The following is an 18859-nucleotide window of genomic DNA, read 5'->3' as shown; positions in this document are numbered from 1 at the left end:
TTTTGTGTTAACTAATATTGTATTATTTAACGATAGCCAATGAAAAATGTTGCCATTATAATGGGCGGGTATTCCAGCGAATACCAAATATCCTTACTAAGCGGAGACGTAGTGTACCGTAGTCTGGATAAATCGAAATATAACCCCTATAGGGTACACATCCTGAAAGACAAATGGGTTATGGTGGACGATGATGAAAATGAGTATCCTATAAACAGACACGATTTTTCGGTAAATTATGATGGTCCTGTAATAACATTCGATGTAGTTTTTAATGCCATACACGGTACACCGGGCGAAGACGGGCTTATTCAGGCTTATTTTGAACTGTTGGGTATGCCTCATACCTCATGCAATTATTATCAGGCAGCACTAACGTTTAACAAACGTGACCTACTATCGGTTTTAAAACCTTATGGTATAAAAACAGCGGTTTCTCATTATATTAATACAGGTGACGCTATTAATCAGGAAGCTATACTCAATAAAGTAGGTTTACCCTGTTTTGTAAAACCTAATAAATCAGGGTCAAGTTTTGGTATCTCTAAAGTAAAGACAAAGGAGGAGTTTATGCCGGCGATAGCGAAGGCTTTTAAAGAAGATAGTGAGATATTGATAGAGAGTTTTCTTGACGGTACAGAGGTATCGGTAGGCGTTATAAACTATAAAGGTAAAGTTACCGTACTGCCAATAACTGAAATTGTGTCTGAAAACGAATTTTTTGATTATGATGCTAAATATTTGGGTAAGTCGCAGGAAATTACCCCTGCACGCATATCAGATGAAATGACGGAAAAGATAGCTGCTATTGCCAAGCGCATTTATGAAATATTGAAAATGGAAGGATTTTCGCGTAGTGAGTTTATTATTGTGGAAGATGAGCCACATCTTTTAGAATTAAATACCGTACCCGGACTTACTACCGAAAGCATACTACCACAACAAGCACGTGCAGCGGGGATAACGCTGCCTGAACTTTTTGGCAATGCCATAGAACAGGCTTTAAATAATAATTGATATATTTGCTATATGATTAACTATAAGGAATATATAGCTATAGATTCGAGTGTAAGGTTTGGCAAACCAATAATTATTGGTACACGAATTTCTGTATATGATGTTTTGAGTTGGTTCGCCAATGGTATGACTACTGATGAAGTGCTTGAGGATTTTCCTGAATTGAATAAAAATCAAATTAAGGCTTGTTTTGCTTATGCCGCAGATAAAGAGCATAAAATAAGTATTGCATCGTGAAATTGCTTTTCGACCAAAATATTTCGTTCAGGATAATTTCTAAAATAAATATAGCCTTTCCCGAAGCAAAGCAGGTTCGTCAATTACAATTAGAGAACGCGACAGATGTTGAAATTTGGGAATTTGCAAGAATAAATGATTATACGATTATAACCTTCGATTCTGATTTTTTCGATTTCAGTAATATTAAAGGGCATCCTCCTAAAATAATTTGGTTACGACTGGGTAACACAACTACTGAGTTTTTGGCAAATTTGATAAATGACAAAGCAGTAATAATAAAGGACTTTATAAGCAAAGTTGAATATACCGATTATGCTTGTCTTGAAATAAAGTAATATGAAAATAGCTGTATTTCCCGGATCATTCGACCCCATCACCCTTGGGCATTACGATATTATAAAAAGAGGAATAAGCCTTTTTGACAAAGTAATTGTAGCCATTGGGGTTAATGCAGAGAAAAAATATATGTTCCCGATAGAAGAGCGAAAGCGTTTTATAGAAGAAGCGTTTAAGGGCGAAACAAAAGTAGAGGTAATAACCTATGAGGGATTAACAATAGACTTGTGCAGGAAAGTAGGTGCCGGATTTATACTGCGCGGGCTGCGTAACCCTGCTGACTTTGAGTTTGAAAAAGCTATTGCCCATACCAACAGGGAGCTGTCGAAAATAGAAACAGTATTCCTGCTTACAGCAGCAAGAACATCCTACATCAGTTCGAGTATAGTGCGTGATGTTTTACGCAATGGTGGCGATTATACTATTCTTGTTCCGGATTCTGTAAGGGTAAAATAATTCCATAAAATCAGTATGGAGTTTTCATTTAAACCGCGTCTTTCTATTTATCTCTTCTTAGGGTTTGTTCTTGCTACAATAGCAGGAACCCAAACCCATGAAATGGGGCATTATGTTGCCGCTAAATATTTTGGTTTTAATCCTACATTACATTATGGTTCGGTAAGTTATGGAGAGTCTGCCGAACAGGCAGAAATGGAAGCATTCTATGATAATAATAAAAAAAAGATAGTTTCAAAAGAATCATCGCCCGAAAAGGAGCGTTTTACAAATTGGTTTACAGGCATGCAACAAAAATATTTTTTAATCACGCTTGCAGGCCCTGTACAAACCATAATTACAGGAACTTTAGGGCTTGTGCTATTATTTTATCGGAGAAAAAAAATAAAACTCGAAGGTTTAAAATTTATAGATTGGGTATTAGTAATATTAGCTTTTTTCTGGGCAAGGCAGGTATTAAACTTTTTGGTTTCAATAACTTCAGTTCTTTTAGGTAAAAAGTTTTCTACAAGAGGTGACGAACCACGACTTTCAATGTTTTTAGAGCTGCCTAAGCCAACTATCGGTTTAATAACGGCAACTATAGGAGCTATACTATTACTATGGATTACGTTTTACCTTATCCCGAAAAATAAAAGACTCACTTTTATATGCTCGGGTATTGTTGGCTGTGCATTAGGATTCTGGTTGTGGTTAGTAAAATTAGGCCCTGTTATTCTTCCTTAACCAATACCATATCTTCAAAAAGTAGTTTTATGTTTTCGTATGAATTGGTAAGAGCCACTTTTACCTGCTCAGGATTTAGCCATTCCACTTTTTCAATACCTTCATTTACCTGTCCTTGCAACTTGCCTTTATAGGACGTTTTCATTTCAAACCAATAGGTAATTTTTAGTTTATATTGCCCATTGCGTTTAAAAACGTGATATGTTTTCGGTAATTTTTTTACAATTCTTAAGTTTTTAACCCCTGTTTCCTCCTCTACTTCACGTATCGCCGTCTCCTCTATTTCTTCGCCACGTTCCGTACCTCCTTTGGGTAAATCCCATTTACCGTTCCTGAAAATAAAAAGTACTTCGCCGTTATCATTATATACAAAACCGCCTCCCGCTTTGGCAACAGGCAGTTTTTCTTTCATCTTTTTTAATATCTCTTTTTCGTCAGGGTAGTATAAAAAAGCTTTGTTTACTTTATTATTAAACATCTTCACGATAAGCTGCTCTATATCTACGCTTTCCAGTAAAAACAACTGAAAATCGGTTTCCTTCTCCACCTTATTTGTTAAAAAAAGAGGTTTATCGTTTACAAAAACTTTATACATTTGTAATATGATTTTTAACACAGCTACAGCCGAAAAAACAGCCGAATTGCTTTTGCAAATAAACGCAATTAAATTAAATCCCAAAAATCCTTTTACATGGGCTTCCGGATGGAAATCGCCCATATATTGTGATAACAGGATAACCCTTTCATTTCCAGAAGTAAGAAACTACATTCGTGAAGAGTTTTCTCGTAATATAGAACAATTATACGGAAAACCCGATGTAATTGCAGGAGTGGCTACAGGGGCTATAGGCATAGGCATGCTGGTAGCCGATTTTATGGGGCTGCCGTTTGTATATGTGCGCCCGGAGGCTAAAAAACACGGTCGTCAAAACCAAGTAGAAGGCTACTTGGAAGAAGGTCAAAATGTAGTGGTGGTAGAAGACCTTATAAGTACCGGAAACAGTAGTCTGCAAGCTGTAGAAGCGCTTAAAGCTGCGGGAGCTAATGTAAAAGGCATGGTTGCTATATTTACCTATGGTTTTGATGTATCTGTCGAGAATTTTAAAAACGCTGATATTACCCTAAATACCTTGGGCAATTATGATACTTTACTGCAACTCGCCGTTGCCAAAAATTATATTACCCAAGAAGAACAGGAAACGCTGAAAGAATGGCGTAAAAACCCATCGGAGTGGGGACAATAAACATAAATGGTACTAAATAACTAACACAACAATATTATGAATTTACAAAGTCCAAAGGTTACGGTTGAAAAATCGGCACAATACATTTTCGAATCGTTATCTGATGTAAAGAATTTTGAAAAATTGATGCCCGAAAATACTGCAAAGTTTGAAGTTACAGGCGATGACTCTTTTATTTTTGGTCTTAAAGGAATGCCGGAGATAAAACTGAAAATGAAAGACAAAACACCTCATAACAAAATAGTATTAGGAGCTGCCAGCGACAAACTTCCTTTTACCCTTACGGGTGATATAAATGCACTATCCGATACTTCGAGCGAAGTACAATTATTTTTTGAAGGTGAGTTTAATGCCATGATGGCTATGATGGTAAAAGGACCTATAAGCAAGTTTATAGAAACCTTAGCCAATAACATGCATAAATTATAAAAAAAGTATAAATTATACAGATAAAGGCCTTTAAATATAAATATTTAAAGGCTTTTTTGTTACTTTTAGGCAAATTACAGATAATACTATCAATACTATGAAAAGAATACTTTTATTATTTATAATTCTGTTAGTTATGCCTGCTGCAAAAGGACAACCTGCAAACGGGGATATGGATACCGTAATTTTACAGGAAGCCGATAAAATGGGAAAAGCATTCGTAAGTGCAGAATATGATGCTTTTGCAGAGTTTACCCATCCTACCATTGTTATAATGATGGGAGGTAAAGAAAAAATGATAAGCGAAATAGCCCGCAGTTTTGATCAGATAAAATCAGAAGGGGTGTCTTTTAAAAATGTAAGCTATGGCGCACCTTCAGAAATAATACAATATGAAGGACAACTGCAATGCACACTGCCACAAATGATTGACATGAAAGTAGATAACGGAACAGTTACTGCCAATGCCGTACTTATAGCCGTATCTATGGATAACGGTGCCAAATGGTATTTTATAGACCCCACCGGTAACGATATAGCTACCATGCGAAAAATAATACCCACATTAAGCCCTGCATTAAAAATACCTGTAAGTGTCGATCCCTCTTTTACCGAAGATTAAGAGCAACTCCCTGTTTCAGTAAAAAATATTGCAGTATTACTTTATCCGGTTAAACATTTTGTACTTTAGTACAGTTAGATTTAAACTAAATACGTTAGGCTATGAAAAATATAAAAGACTACGAAATTCAATTCGAACTTAATGACGAAATGAATGATCAGGAACTTATTGAAATTCATATAGGCGATGTAAACCTCCCCACAGGTAAAATTATTGTTGCCGATCCATTTTTTACGGTAGAGCAAAGACCTTTTGCCCATACAGTAGAGCCTGACAAATATCCTGTTTTTATTTACGTGTCCGAAATTGATGCATTACACCACAGAATAGCGTATGCTAAAATAAAATTCAGACCTGAAACGGCTGCTAAATGGATACTCGCACTTACTGATGATATTACAGCCAAAGAAATAAAAGAACTTAATGAAGATGAATTTTACGGTTTCCCTGTAGAATCGGGGTTAGCTTGTTTTCTTGACGAAGAAACTAATAAAGAGTTGATTGCAAAAATAGACGAACTACAGGAAAAAGATCCTGAGGCTAATTACTATGATGCGGTTCTTGCCGATGAGTTTAGCGAATATTCAGGGAAAAATAAATTTTCCAGAGCTTTAGGCGACTGGAACGACCACCGCCCTAATAAAGATTCTGATAATAATGCCATAATGTTTTCCTCCGGTTGGGGCGATGGCTACTACCCTGCCTACTGGGGATTAAATGAAAATGGTGATATTGTAGAACTTGTGATTGATTTTCTTATTAACGAGTTTGAAGATGAGGAGGAGGAACAAGACTTATAAATCCATCTTAGTATAATAATTGTACTTCTTTTACTTTATAATGGGCAATACTATCGTCTTCCAGTTGCACCTCAAGGCTGCCACTTTTAGACACCCCTTTTATTATACCCATAAACCTCATGCCTTCTCTTTCAAAAGTCATAGGAACATTTTTTTTATACAACTTTAGCAAGTATTTATCCCATATGGCATCAGTATCTTTATGTAATAATAGCGACAGGTTTCGCTTCAGGTTTTCGGCAACGGCAATCATTACATCGTTTTTATCAAACTCCTTTGCAGCAATTAAAGCTAATGATGTTGCTTTAGGCAACCCTTCAAATTCAGTTTGGTTTACATTAATGCCTATACCTACTACCGAGTGTATTTCGCCATTACTCCTAATGTTATTTTCTATAAGTATGCCGCCCAGCTTTTTATTGCCTGCCAAAATGTCGTTAGGCCATTTTATAGCCAGTCCGGGCATATTAAATTTTTCGAGCGTCTCAACAATACTAACGGCTACTGCGGCATTAAGATAAAAAATAGCGTTTATTTCAAGCAGTAAATCTTTCACCAATACGCTAAAGGTTAAGTTTTTACCGTGCTCTGCTTCCCATCGGGTGCCCATTTGTCCCTTGCCCTGCGTTTGGTGTTCTGCTATTGCAATAGTAAAGTTATCCACGTGCCGCATAGCGGATAACTCTTTTAAATAGTCGTTGGTAGAATGAATGGCACTGAGTTTGATTATATTCATTAAAAATAATAAGGAATAACCTTTTAAACTTGCATTAAGGTTCAAAAGTAAATACAAAAAATGATAACTTTGCGATATATATAAATTTTTTAAATGGCGAAAAAAAGTATAAGTAACGATGATTTGCTAACGAATATCATCAAGGGCATAGAAGAGGTAAAAGGAAATGATATAGATATTCTGGATTTAAGAGCTATTGATAACACCGTTTGCGACTATTTTGTAATTTGTAACGGTACTTCTAATACACAAGTGAACGCGATTGTTCATTCCATTCAAAAAACAGTTTCAAAAGAATTAAAAGACAAGCCGTGGCATGTAGAAGGTACAGATAACGGCGAGTGGGTACTTATGGATTATGTGAACATTGTGGTTCATGTTTTCCAGAAACACGTAAGAGAATACTACAATATAGAAAGCCTGTGGGGTGATGCAAGAATTACATCTATAGGAAACAACTATTAACAAGCATATAACTATTCATGTCAAAAGATAATAAACCCAATAAAACCCGTGTAAGCCCATGGCTTATTTATGGAGGAATATTAGTAATATTCCTTGCTATAAACTTTTTTGGAGGCGGCACTACGTGGAACGACCCTAAACCTACATCATTGTCTAAATTTTATAAATTTATGGACGACAATGAGGTAGATAAAGTAGTTTTTAATAAATCTACAGCCAAAGTATTTCTTAAAGAAGAGGCTCTTACCAAAAAAGAGCACGAAAAAGTAAGTAAAGATATTTTTGATAAGCCTAATAAAAAAGGTCCGCATTATACCCTTGAAATCGGTAACTCTGAACTTTTCCAGAAAAAACTGGACGAAGCTTTGCAGGCAGGTAAAATAAATGATTATAACCCTGAGCCGGAAAGTATGTGGGGCGATGTTTTACTAACGTTGCTGCCCATACTTATACTTGTGGCATTATGGATATTTATGATGCGCCGTATGTCTGGCGGAGGTGCTGCCGGAGGTGGCGGACAAATTTTTAATATCGGTAAATCAAAAGCAAAACTGTTTGACGAGAAAAATGATATCAAAGTTACCTTTAAAGATGTTGCAGGACTTGAAGGAGCTAAAGAGGAGATACAGGAAATTGTAGAGTTCCTGCGAAATCCTGAAAAATATACCAATATAGGTGGTAAAATACCGAAAGGAGCACTACTTGTAGGACCTCCGGGAACAGGAAAAACCTTACTGGCAAAAGCAGTAGCGGGCGAAGCCAAAGTACCTTTCTTCTCACTATCAGGTTCTGACTTTGTAGAGATGTTTGTAGGTGTAGGTGCATCCAGAGTGCGTGACTTGTTTAAGCAAGCTAAAGAAAAATCACCTGCTATTATATTTATTGATGAAATTGATGCCGTAGGTCGTGCCAGAGGTAAAAACAACTTCTCCGGCTCTAACGATGAGCGTGAAAATACACTGAACCAGTTACTTACCGAGATGGATGGTTTTGGTACAAATACAAATGTTATAGTACTTGCCGCAACTAATCGTGCAGATGTACTGGATAAAGCATTAATGCGTGCAGGACGTTTTGACAGACAAATTTATGTTGACCTGCCGGACATCCGTGAACGAAAAGAGATTTTTGAAGTACATTTAAAACCTCTTAAAAAATCGGAAGGCCTTGATACTGATTTCTTAGCGAAACAAACTCCCGGTTTTTCGGGCGCTGATATAGCTAACGTATGTAACGAGGCTGCACTTATTGCTGCCCGAAAAGATAAAAAAGCAGTAGATAAACAAGATTTTCTTGATGCGGTAGATAGGATTGTAGGTGGTCTTGAAAAGAAAAACAAAATTATATCTAAAGAGGAAAAAAGAGCCATTGCCATACACGAAGCAGGTCATGCCACCATTAGCTGGATGCTGGAACACGCTCACCCTTTGGTAAAAGTAACAATAGTGCCGCGTGGGCAAAGCCTTGGCGCAGCATGGTACTTACCAGAAGAACGCCTTATAGTGCGACCTGAACAGATGCTTGACGAAATGTGCGCTACTATGGGAGGACGTGCTGCCGAGAAGGTTATATTTGATAAAATATCTACAGGGGCATTGAGCGACTTAGAAAAGGTTACTAAACAGGCGCGCGCTATGGTTACCATTTATGGGCTTAATGACAAGCTGGGTAACATAACCTACTATGATTCCAGCGGACAAACTGAGTATAATTTTTCTAAACCTTACTCTGAAGAAACAGCAAGGACTATTGATGAGGAAATATCTACTTTAATAGAAACGCAATATCAAAGAGCCATCACCATATTAGGAGAAAATAAAGACAAACTGATTAAGCTTGCTGATATATTGATAGAGAAAGAAGTTATATTTAAAGATGACCTTGAAGTAATTTTTGGAAAACGTCCTTTCGATAGTACAGAAGCAGAGGTCATTACAGAAGTTTAAGACTAATTATAACATAAAAATTTATAAAAATCTTAATTCAATCACATGATTGAATTAAGATTTTTTTATCTTTGGGTTACTTCTGAATAAATAAAGGGAATTTTATAGTATATGAGTCTTTTCAAAAAAATTTTTGGCGGTGCGAATGATGTTACAAATGAAGAAAAAAATTTGGAATCCAGTCCTTTTCTCCCTAAAGAACAATTACCTGCTGATGAGATGTTTACATCAAATTTCAAAAAAAATGGCGGTAAATTTCTTTATTGCGATGGTCTGTCAGAGGTTCATGAGCAGTTTTTAAACATACTCGAAGAGAATGATTGGTTTGAATGCGAGGCTTTGTGCTATGACCCAAAACTATTTAGCCTTTTGGATGAAAACAAATTGACGTATGACAATCCTAAAGAACCTAAATTTATATTAGCAGGATGCGAAAACCTAATAGCCGATGAAGGATCGGTACTCTTATCATCCAATCAAATAAAACAAAACAAACCCAACGAATTGCCTGCAAACATTGTAATATTTGCCACTACCAGCCAAATTGTAACTACTAAAAGTGATGGGCTCAGGGTAATAAAAAATAAGTACAGTAAAGAATATCCTACTAACATCACTACTATTAAATATTTTGAAAAAGCAAAAGAAGAAGATTTCCTGCACTATGGAAGCTCTGCAAAAAATCTTTACCTCCTGCTGTTAGAAGACCTGTAACATGAATGAAAGCATCGTTAGGGCACTTTCGGGCATTATATATATTATACTGCTTTTAGCGGCTACCCTCTACTCGCCTGTTAGTTTTGAAATATTATTCGGTATTTTTTTAATTATTGCCGTAACAGAGTTTTGCCGTTTAGTAAAACTTAACGTTATTGCGCCTATAGGCATGGCAGTAACAGGCTTTTTTATTTTTGGCTATCTCATCAATAATGAACCTCTTAATAACATATTGCTCGTTGCTGCATCTATATTTATTTTAGTTCCGCTGCTGGTATCTCTTTTTAAAAAAGGCACTCCCGCACAGCGAGATAAAAGGGGTAAACTTGCAGTTATTACAGGCTATGTAATTATTCCTTTTTTACTCATTATAAAACTTCCGTTCATAGAGGGGAAATATAATCCGTATATAATAACAGGAATGTTTATTTTAATGTGGACAAATGATACCTTTGCCTATATTGTGGGTAAAACACTGGGTAAACATAAACTTTACGAACGTATATCGCCTAAAAAAACTATAGAAGGCTTTGCGGGCGGTTTAATATTTACCATTATTGCAAGCTATATCATTAGCCGGTACTACCTGTTTTTATCGCCAATAGTATGGATGGGAACGGCTGTAATACTCGTAATTTTCGGGAGTTTGGGCGATTTAGTAGAGTCACAATTTAAAAGAATTGCCGGAGTAAAAGACAGCGGCAATATAATGCCGGGACACGGCGGAATATTAGATAGGTTGGATAGCATCATATTTGCAATACCTTTCTTATTTTTGTATTATCAAATCATAAATTATGTTTCATAAAGAAGGAGCCAAAATCATTATTGCTACCTTAGCAGTAACTTTAGTAGCCGTAATACTGGCAGATAAGTATATCACAAATATATGGCTGTTAAAAACAATACAAGTTGCTGCATTTATATTCCTGATACTGGTATTGCAGTTTTTCAGAAACCCAAAACGTGTGGTAACCATAGCCGACCACCATGTAATAGCGCCTGTAGATGGTAAAGTTGTAGTTATAGAAGAAGTATTTGAACCTGAGTATTTTAAAGACAAGAGGTTACAGGTATCTATATTTATGTCGCCTATCAATGTCCATGTAACACGTTATCCTATCGGTGGGCTTATAAAGTTCAGCAAATACCATCCGGGTAAATACCTCGTGGCATGGCACCCGAAGGCGAGCGAAGAAAACGAGCGTACTACAGTGGTAATAGAAAATCACTTTTTTGGTGAAATACTGTACCGCCAAATTGCCGGAGCATTGGCAAGGCGTATTGTAAACTATGCTAAAAAAGATATGCAGGTAATACAGGGAACGGATGCGGGGTTTATAAAATTCGGTTCGCGTGTAGATTTGTTTTTACCTCTCGGTACAGCTATAAAGGTAAACCTGAACGATAAAGCCATAGGAGGAAAAACAATAATAGCAATAAAAGAATAGATGCAGGAGAAGGATCTTGATACCCTTTTTCTGGAGGCTTATGAAAAAGCATCCAATATGACCGAGGCATTACCGCCCGATGTTATGTTAAGGATATATGCCTACTATAAGCAGGCAACACAAGGAAAAGAACAGTTACGGCAATTTCAAACTTTTGACCTGAGAGACGGTTTTAAAATGAATGCCTGGATGCAGGTAAAACACTTATCGGCAGACGAAGCAAAGAAATTATATATAGAAACTATTAACTCGGTAATTAAATAAATGTAATTATGAAAAAAGTAAAAGTTTTCCTTTCAGCGTTAGTAATAATAGCGTCGTTACAATCATGTAAAGAAAAAGATAATTTGAAAGAAGTGGTTGAAGTACCCGAAACACCACAGGAAGAAGCTCCTGCAATGGGTAATCCTGATGATGTAAAAGCTGACGAAGGCACGTTTCAGATAGCTAAATTAGGCTATGCGTATGATGCTCTTGCACCGCATGTTGACGCTAAAACTATGGAACTGCACTACTCTAAGCACTACCTTGGCTATACTAATAAGTTGAACAGCGCCATAAAAGGTACTGACCTTGAGAACAAAACCATCGAAGAAATACTGCAAGGGCTTGATATGAACAATACAGCCGTAAGGAATAATGGTGGCGGTTATTATAACCATACCCTTTTCTGGGAAGTTATGAGCCCCAACGGTGGCGGAGAGCCTAAGGGCGCGCTTGCAGAGGCTATAAACAAAGATTTTGGTTCGTTTGAAAACTTTAAAAACCAGTTTTCTGATGCTGCCGCAAAACAGTTTGGTTCGGGCTGGGCATGGCTTGTTGTTGATAAAACAGGAAAGCTGGCAATAGGCGATACGCCTAACCAGGATAACCCATTGATGCCAAATACAGGTATAGCAGGCAAGCCCGTACTTGCTCTTGATGTATGGGAACATGCATACTACCTGAACTACCAAAACAGAAGACCTGAATATATTGAAGCTTTTTATAATGTAATAAACTGGGAAGCTGTGGGTAAAAAATATGATGCTGCCATAGCTAAATAGTATAATCAAGAATAGAGAATAATCCGCCTCCATGGCGGATTTTCTTTTATATACTATTGTCCGTTTGAAAAAAAAAGCAGATTTTTGAAATACTTAACTATAATTTAAAATGAAGTACATATATCCGTTTGCTGCAATTGTATTATTACTGACTGCCTGTAATGATAAAGGAGTAAAGCCACTTGACAGAACTACTACAGACTGGGCTTTCTATAAACTGGAAGGCAGCGTAAAATCTGTTTTTACAAAATCGAACGAGCTAATAAATAATAATCTCGAACCGGGAAGAGTAAAGCATGAAAATCCTACAGATCATGATACTGAGCTTACTTTTAATGAAGAAGGTATGCTGATACTGGAAAAAAAACTAAATGCACAGGGCGGACCGTATGAGGAAATTACCTATAACGGGAGGGAGCAAAAATTGGAACAAATACAATATGTAAATAACAATCCGGGTATTAAAACCGAATTTTCTTGGGATGAAACAGGAAAACATAATACCGCCATTACGCGAAGAAATCCTGACAATAGCCAGATTGATCGTAAAGCGATGGAATATAAAAAAGGAAAACTTGCAGAAAAAACAACCTACAACCGGCAAAACAATCCTATAGACAAGATATCCTATGTATATGACAAAAACGGAAATCTTACTGGGGAAAACCTTTATTTGGGTACTGAATTTATACAGATAAAAAACCTCTATAAATACAACAATAAGAATCAAAAAGTAGCAGAATCCCGATATGATAAAGACTCCAACATAATATATACCACGGAATATGAATATAACAATGATAAGCTAATTGTTAAAAAAGTTACCAACGGAAACGGAGAAATAGAATATATGGAAAAAATGAGCTATAACCCAAAAGGTGAGCTTGAAATAAAAACCACTATAGATAACTTTGATAATACTCAAACTATTGAACGTTTTATGTATGATGATAAAGGCAACAAAACAGCACTAAGTGTAGAAAAAAATAATGAACTTTATATGAAAGTGAGTTATACCTATAATGAAAAGGGACTTCTGGAAAAATTAATTATGACAGACAGTACCGAAAATGCTGTAGATACCCGAACATATATATATACTTATGACGATAAGGGTAACTGGACAGAAAAAATAATTATTATAAATGGTGAAAATAAATTTATTGAAAAAAGAGAGATAACTTATTATAACTGATTTAAACGAATTATACATAAAAAAAGGGCTGCCAATGGCAGCCCTTTTTTTATGTATAATTCGTTTTATCTTCCTAATTAGCAAGAGCAGCTAAACTTTGTTCTATAGTCGCTATTTTAGCCAATGCATCAGCTTCTTTTTGCTTTTCCATGGCTACCACCTTTTCAGGTGCGCTATTTACAAACTTCTCATTACTCAGTTTTGCCTGTACCGATTTCAGGAAACCTTTATTATAATTCAACTCTTCGGTTAGCTTTGCTATTTCCTCTTCTACATTTATAGCACCCGCTACAGGAACAAAGTATTCGTTAGATTTTACCCTAAACGTTAGCGCACCGTTTACAGCATCGCTTACATATTCAAGGGTATCTATATTGCCTAATTTGATTATTACAGTATCAAAATAATCTGATGTATTATCATTATTTACCACTTTAAGCGATATAGCATCTTTAAACGGAATATTTTTATCCTTACGTATCGTTCTGATACCCGAAATTACCTCGGCGGCAACATCAAAACCTGCTATAATATCATTATCAACAGCTTTAAGTTCCGGCCATTCCGATACGATAAGCGCATCTTCCGGCTTCCTTTCAGTAATATACTGCCATATCTCCTCAGTAAGGAATGGCATAAACGGATGCAACAGTTTCAGGTTATTTTCCAGCATCTCGATAGCTTTATTATAAGTAACCCTGTCTATAGGAGCTTGGTATGCAGGCTTAATCATCTCCAGGAACCACGAGCAAAAATCATCCCATACCAGTTTATATATTGCCATCAGGGCGTCGGATATTCTGTATTTTTCGAAATGGTCTTCAATCTCGGCAAGTGTTTTTTGCAACTTAGCTTCATACCACGCTACAGCTTTCCTGCTGTGGTCGGGCTGCTCTGTATCGCTTACCTCCCACCCTTTTATCAGGCGAAACGCATTCCATATTTTGTTGGAAAAGGCTTTACCCTGATTACAAAGCTCTTCATCAAACATAATATCATTACCTGCCGATGCACTAAGCAATAACCCTACACGAACACCATCGGCACCAAATTTTTCAATCAGGTCAAGCGGATCGGGTGAATTGCCTAATGATTTCGACATTTTACGGCGTTGTTTATCACGCACCAATCCTGTTAGATACACATTATTAAAAGGCTTTTCTCCCGTATATTCATATCCGGCAACAATCATTCGTGCCACCCAAAAGAAAAGAATATCAGGACCTGTAACCAAGTCGTTAGTAGGATAATAATATTTAAACTCTTCGTTATCAGGGTTCATTATACCACCAAAAACAGCCATAGGCCATAACCAAGACGAAAACCAAGTGTCTAATGCATCAGGGTCTTGTTTTAAGTTTTCAACAGTAAGTGCATTATTTCCTGTTTTAGCCTTAGCCAATTCCAGTGCCTGCTCTTTCGTTTCGGCAACTATAAAATCTTCCTTACCCTCACCATAGTAGTAGGCTGGTATCTGTTGCCCCCACCATAACTGGCGCGATATATTCCAGTCCCGAATATTCTCCATCCAATGACGATAGGTATTATCAAAACGCTTAGGGTACAGTTTTACTTCCTCTGTTTCCAAAACCGCTTTAATAGCCGGCTTGGCAAGATCCTCCATTTTCAAAAACCACTGGTCAGAAAGTCGTGGCTCTATAACCGCCTTAGTCCTTTCAGATGTCCCTACCTTATTAATATGGGTTTCAACTTTCTCCATATGCCCGGCAGCCTCAAGCTCTTTGGCTATCTCATCACGAACTGTAAAGCGGTCTTTACCCTCATAATGTAACCCAAAACTATTCAGCGTAGCATCGTCATTAAAAATGTCTATAATTTCAAGATTATGCCTTTCGCCAAGCTCTTTATCATTAACATCATGCGCAGGAGTTACTTTAAGACAACCTGTACCAAACTCCATATCCACATATTCATCAAATATAATCGGGATACTACGATTAACTATAGGTACAATGGCTTTTTTACCTTTCAGGTGGCTGTAACGCTCATCATTAGGGTTTACACAAATGGCGGTATCACCCAATATCGTTTCGGGGCGCGTTGTGGCTATAGTAAGGTAATCTTCACTACCTTCAATTTTATATCGTAAATAATACAGTTTTCCCTGACGCTCTTCATAATTAACCTCTTCATCAGATAACGTAGTTTTCGCTTCAGGATCCCAGTTTACCATTCGGTAACCTCGGTATATCAAACCTTTATTATATAAATCTACAAACGAACGGATTACCGATGCGCTCATGTCATCATCCATAGTAAACTTAGTACGCTCCCAGTCGCACGATGCGCCCAGTTTTTTAAGCTGTTCCAGTATTACTCCGCCATATTTATCAGTCCACTCCCAAGCATGCTTTAAAAATTCCTCACGGGTAAGATCATTTTTGTTGATTCCCTCCGCTTTCAGTTTAGCAACAACTTTTGCTTCGGTTGCTATCGAGGCATGGTCAGTACCCGGCACCCAGCAGGCATTAAATCCTTTCAGGCGCGCACGGCGAATCAGTACATCCTGTATGGTATTATTAAGCATATGCCCCATGTGCAATACTCCGGTTACATTAGGTGGCGGTATTACTATAGTATAAGGCTGTCTTTGGTCGGGCTCTGAATGAAAATAATTATTTTTCATCCAGTAGTCATACCATTTCTGTTCTGCCACTTTGGCATCAAATTGCGATGGAATTGTCATAATCAGTTAATCTATAATGTATTCCAAAAATCGTGGTGTAATTTTTGTTCTAACGTATGCAAAAGTAACTATATAAGTAGAATTTAAAAAAAAGCACAAGTAATATTTGCACTTTAAATTAAAGAGAGTATTTTTACATGAACATTAAAAACTTAGGTTATGAAAAAAATTTTAGGTTTAATAGCTACTATACTAATCAGTGCTGCTACATACGCACAAACGGGACCAAAAATTGAATTTAAGTCTGATACTGTTGACTATGGAACTGTATATAAAGATGAAGACAGTGGCATACGCGAATTTGAATTTACCAACACCGGTAATGAACCGCTTATTATAAAAGATGTAAAATCTACATGCGGGTGTACTATACCCTCTAAACCAAAAGACCCTATTATGCCGGGAAAAACAGGTAAAATAGAGATTAAATACAACATGAAGCCCGGTCCTATCAGAAAAACGATAACCATAATGTCTAACGCCGTTAACTATGAGAACGGAACAGTAGCCGTAAAAATAAAAGGAGAGGTAAAATCTCCCGAAACGGTAAACATTCTCGAAAAGAAAAAAGCGTTACCCAATCAATAATAAAAATCATCTCAATATAAAAAGCCCATGCTAAGCATGGGCTTTTTATATTTATAACAACATATGTATAATTATATAAAATTTGATAAAGCAAAAATTATAAAATATGTAAAATTTATTGCAAATTTGCCCAACTCATTTATAAAAATTTTACGTTATGCCTAAAGTATCCATAAAAGGGCAACAAATGCCTGAATCACCCATACGAAAATTAGTTCCTTTCTCAGAAGCAGCTAAACAAAGAGGCTTAAAAGTTTATCACCTTAACATCGGACAACCCGACATTAAAACACCCGAAGTAGCACTTAATGCTGTAAAAAACAATATACCCGAAATACTTGAATATAGCCATTCAGCAGGCTTTGAAAGCTATAGAAAAAAACTGGCAAACTATTATCAGCAACACGAAATACAGGTTGATAAAGCGGACATAATTATAACCACAGGAGGCTCTGAAGCTTTGCTTTTCGCAATGGGCAGTACTATGGATGCAGGCGATGAAATTATCATTCCCGAACCTTTTTATGCTAATTACAATGGCTTCTCAGTAGCTTCAGGCGTTAATGTAGTACCGGTTATTTCCACTATTGAAAATGGCTTTGCCTTACCCCCTATTGCCGATTTTGAAAAACTGATAACACCCAAAACAAAAGCAATACTGATATGCAATCCCGGTAATCCAACAGGCTATTTATATACAGAAGAAGAAATGCAGCAACTGGCAGAACTGGTAAAAAAACATGACCTTTTCCTTATTGCTGACGAAGTGTATCGCGAATTTACTTATGATGGAGACAGGCACTACTCTGTCATGAATATACCGGGTATAGAAGAACACGCTATAATGATAGACTCTGTATCAAAACGCTATAGTATGTGCGGAGCAAGAATAGGCTGTATTGTTTCAAAAAACAAAGCAGTAATGTCTGCAGCCATGAAATTTGCACAAGCACGACTAAGCCCTCCAACGCTGGCACAAATAGCAAGCGAAGCGGCACTGGATACTCCCAAAGAATACTTTGATGAAGTAATAAAAGAATATAAAGACAGGCGCGACACCCTCATAAAAGGACTCAGCGAAATAGAAGGCGTTAAAGTCGCTACACCAAAAGGAGCATTTTATTGCATAGCAAAATTACCTGTAGATGATGCTGACAAATTCGCACAATGGCTGCTCGAAAGCTTTGAATTTAACGGCGAAACTGTAATGGTAGCACCCGCAGCAGGTTTTTACTCTTCGCCAAACGTAGGTACTACCGAGATACGGATAGCCTATGTACTAAAGAAAGAAGACCTTATACAATCTATAGCCATTTTAAAAGAAGCTATAAAACAATATAACAGTAAATAAATTTCCTTTAAATCATATTTTTAAAAAAGCCCGACTTTAGGTTGGGCTTTTTTATGTATCATCCTTATGTAATAAAAAAACGGTTGCCAATTGGCAACCGTTTTTGTTTTTGGTATTTAAAATAGAATTACAAGTTTATCGTTTCATTGCAAAGTGCGCCTTAAACTCTCGAGTAACCTCTAAGGGTACTTCCACCATAATCGGTTCATTGGTTACAGGGTCATTCACAATGGCTCCGCTTGCATCTCTCAATGGCTGTATACTGATTGTCTCTTCATTGAAGGTTACCGTAAACCAGTAGTCATCTGCTGGTAATGGACTGCCGTTGTAGGTACCGTCCCATCCTTCACTTTGCGAACTGATTTGTTTGATCAGCTTGCCGTAACGGTCAAAGATGTATATCTCCGCACCGCCCTGGTTAGATAATCCATAAATGTTCCAGTAATCATTGTAACCGTCTCCATTCGGAGTAAAGAATCTTGGATAATCAATGATACTCACATCCGTTATCGTTACAATATGCTCCGAACATGCTCCTGTATCTCTGATATGTACCTCATGCAATCCCGGTGCTACATTCGTAAATACATTACTATCCTGCCATGGGCCATAATCCAATTGATACTCATATTCACCATACCCTTCAGTACTGATGGTAATCGTTTGGTTATCACTAAAGGCATTGCTCACTACATACGCTGTAAGTGCTTGGCTTGCGGGTCCGCTTTGTGTTACGGTTACCGGGTCTATAGGGAAGCTGGTACAGCCTGCGGCATTGGTGGCTTCT

Annotated in this window: 23 protein-coding genes; 19 read left to right on the top strand and 4 right to left on the bottom strand. The window is 37.0% G+C overall.

The features are described 5' to 3' along the window. The first annotated feature begins 39 nt into the window (after window positions 1-39). Genes E0W68_RS04785 through E0W68_RS04765 form a run of 5 tightly spaced genes read left to right on the top strand, consistent with a single transcriptional unit; the run spans window position 40 to window position 2775 of the window. Complete coding sequence (locus E0W68_RS04785; RefSeq protein WP_135218279.1) at window positions 40-1017, top strand: D-alanine--D-alanine ligase; 978 nt, start codon at window positions 40-42, stop codon at window positions 1015-1017. A gap of 12 nt (window positions 1018-1029) precedes the next feature. Beyond that, window positions 1030-1254 (top strand): DUF433 domain-containing protein, encoded by a 225-nt coding sequence (locus tag E0W68_RS04780; protein WP_135218278.1) that lies wholly within the window; start codon window positions 1030-1032, stop codon window positions 1252-1254. Next, complete coding sequence (locus E0W68_RS04775) at window positions 1251-1592, top strand: DUF5615 family PIN-like protein (protein ID WP_135218277.1); 342 nt, start codon at window positions 1251-1253, stop codon at window positions 1590-1592. The genes E0W68_RS04780 and E0W68_RS04775 overlap by 4 nt, the downstream gene beginning before the upstream one ends. A 1-nt stretch (window position 1593) precedes the next feature. Further along, the gene (gene coaD / locus E0W68_RS04770) at window positions 1594-2049 is read left to right on the top strand and encodes a pantetheine-phosphate adenylyltransferase (protein ID WP_135218276.1); all 456 of its coding nucleotides are present in this window, start codon (window positions 1594-1596) and stop codon (window positions 2047-2049) included. Between the two features lie 15 nt (window positions 2050-2064). Next, window positions 2065-2775: a hypothetical protein gene (locus E0W68_RS04765; RefSeq protein ID WP_135218275.1), complete on the top strand. Its 711-nt coding sequence runs from the start codon at window positions 2065-2067 to the stop codon at window positions 2773-2775. Here E0W68_RS04765 and E0W68_RS04760 read toward each other — a convergent pair. Continuing rightward, complete coding sequence (locus tag E0W68_RS04760; protein ID WP_135218274.1) at window positions 2762-3370, bottom strand: NUDIX hydrolase; 609 nt, start codon at window positions 3368-3370, stop codon at window positions 2762-2764. The genes E0W68_RS04765 and E0W68_RS04760 overlap by 14 nt on opposite strands. Before the next feature lie 7 nt (window positions 3371-3377). Between E0W68_RS04760 and pyrE the strand changes: the two genes are divergently transcribed. The 4 genes from pyrE to E0W68_RS04740 all read left to right on the top strand — a co-directional run bounded on the left by pyrE (window position 3378) and on the right by E0W68_RS04740 (window position 5870). Further along, window positions 3378-4019 carry an orotate phosphoribosyltransferase gene (pyrE, locus tag E0W68_RS04755; RefSeq protein WP_135218273.1) on the top strand — a complete coding sequence of 214 codons (642 nt, stop codon included), beginning with the start codon at window positions 3378-3380 and terminating at the stop codon, window positions 4017-4019. Between the two features lie 36 nt (window positions 4020-4055). Beyond that, a complete protein-coding gene (locus tag E0W68_RS04750) occupies window positions 4056-4448 on the top strand; it encodes an SRPBCC family protein (RefSeq protein ID WP_135218272.1) in 393 nt (130 codons plus the stop codon). 97 nt (window positions 4449-4545) lie between these two features. Continuing rightward, window positions 4546-5070 (top strand): hypothetical protein, encoded by a 525-nt coding sequence (locus E0W68_RS04745; protein WP_135218271.1) that lies wholly within the window; start codon window positions 4546-4548, stop codon window positions 5068-5070. Window positions 5071-5171: 101 nt separating this feature from the next. Continuing rightward, complete coding sequence (locus tag E0W68_RS04740; protein WP_135218270.1) at window positions 5172-5870, top strand: DUF4241 domain-containing protein; 699 nt, start codon at window positions 5172-5174, stop codon at window positions 5868-5870. Between the two features lie 7 nt (window positions 5871-5877). On the opposite strand, the gene E0W68_RS04735 is transcribed toward E0W68_RS04740, so the two are convergent. Then, window positions 5878-6606 (bottom strand): biotin--[acetyl-CoA-carboxylase] ligase, encoded by a 729-nt coding sequence (locus tag E0W68_RS04735; RefSeq protein WP_135218269.1) that lies wholly within the window; start codon window positions 6604-6606, stop codon window positions 5878-5880. Between the two features lie 93 nt (window positions 6607-6699). Here E0W68_RS04735 and rsfS point away from each other — a divergent pair, with 93 nt between their 5' ends. The 8 genes from rsfS to E0W68_RS04695 all read left to right on the top strand — a co-directional run bounded on the left by rsfS (window position 6700) and on the right by E0W68_RS04695 (window position 13426). Then, the gene (gene rsfS, locus E0W68_RS04730; RefSeq protein ID WP_135218268.1) at window positions 6700-7071 is read left to right on the top strand and encodes a ribosome silencing factor; all 372 of its coding nucleotides are present in this window, start codon (window positions 6700-6702) and stop codon (window positions 7069-7071) included. Between the two features lie 17 nt (window positions 7072-7088). Beyond that, entirely contained in the window at window positions 7089-9017 is a 1929-nt protein-coding gene (gene ftsH / locus E0W68_RS04725; RefSeq protein WP_135218267.1) for an ATP-dependent zinc metalloprotease FtsH, read from the top strand. 111 nt (window positions 9018-9128) lie between these two features. Then, complete coding sequence (locus E0W68_RS04720) at window positions 9129-9731, top strand: LUD domain-containing protein (protein WP_135218266.1); 603 nt, start codon at window positions 9129-9131, stop codon at window positions 9729-9731. A gap of 1 nt (window position 9732) precedes the next feature. Continuing rightward, window positions 9733-10542 (top strand): phosphatidate cytidylyltransferase, encoded by an 810-nt coding sequence (locus tag E0W68_RS04715; protein ID WP_135218265.1) that lies wholly within the window; start codon window positions 9733-9735, stop codon window positions 10540-10542. After that, window positions 10532-11185, top strand: a complete 654-nt coding sequence (locus tag E0W68_RS04710) for a phosphatidylserine decarboxylase family protein (protein ID WP_135218264.1) — start codon at window positions 10532-10534, stop codon at window positions 11183-11185. Before E0W68_RS04715 ends, E0W68_RS04710 begins: the two co-directional genes overlap by 11 nt. Beyond that, window positions 11186-11449 (top strand): acyl-CoA-binding protein, encoded by a 264-nt coding sequence (locus E0W68_RS04705; protein ID WP_135218263.1) that lies wholly within the window; start codon window positions 11186-11188, stop codon window positions 11447-11449. A gap of 8 nt (window positions 11450-11457) precedes the next feature. After that, window positions 11458-12231, top strand: a complete 774-nt coding sequence (locus tag E0W68_RS04700; RefSeq protein WP_135218262.1) for a superoxide dismutase — start codon at window positions 11458-11460, stop codon at window positions 12229-12231. A 109-nt stretch (window positions 12232-12340) separates the two neighbouring features. After that, complete coding sequence (locus tag E0W68_RS04695; protein ID WP_135218261.1) at window positions 12341-13426, top strand: RHS repeat protein; 1086 nt, start codon at window positions 12341-12343, stop codon at window positions 13424-13426. A gap of 73 nt (window positions 13427-13499) precedes the next feature. Here the strand turns inward: E0W68_RS04695 and E0W68_RS04690 are convergent, their stop codons facing one another. After that, the gene (locus tag E0W68_RS04690) at window positions 13500-16133 is read right to left on the bottom strand and encodes a valine--tRNA ligase (protein ID WP_135218260.1); all 2634 of its coding nucleotides are present in this window, start codon (window positions 16131-16133) and stop codon (window positions 13500-13502) included. Window positions 16134-16292: 159 nt separating this feature from the next. Here E0W68_RS04690 and E0W68_RS04685 point away from each other — a divergent pair, with 159 nt between their 5' ends. Both E0W68_RS04685 and E0W68_RS04680 read left to right on the top strand, forming a co-directional pair. Continuing rightward, window positions 16293-16721: a DUF1573 domain-containing protein gene (locus E0W68_RS04685; protein WP_135218259.1), complete on the top strand. Its 429-nt coding sequence runs from the start codon at window positions 16293-16295 to the stop codon at window positions 16719-16721. A gap of 157 nt (window positions 16722-16878) precedes the next feature. Then, entirely contained in the window at window positions 16879-18072 is a 1194-nt protein-coding gene (locus E0W68_RS04680; RefSeq protein ID WP_135218258.1) for a pyridoxal phosphate-dependent aminotransferase, read from the top strand. A gap of 135 nt (window positions 18073-18207) precedes the next feature. Here the strand turns inward: E0W68_RS04680 and E0W68_RS04675 are convergent. Further along, a partial coding sequence (locus E0W68_RS04675; RefSeq protein WP_135218257.1) for a T9SS type B sorting domain-containing protein occupies window positions 18208-18859 on the bottom strand: 652 nt, incomplete at its 5' end.

The sequence above is a fragment of the Flavobacterium salilacus subsp. salilacus genome, from assembly GCF_004634195.1.
Classification (GTDB): domain Bacteria; phylum Bacteroidota; class Bacteroidia; order Flavobacteriales; family Flavobacteriaceae; genus Flavobacterium; species Flavobacterium salilacus.
Note: the sequence above shows the minus strand (reverse complement) of the source record. Positions and strands in the feature narration are given on the sequence as shown.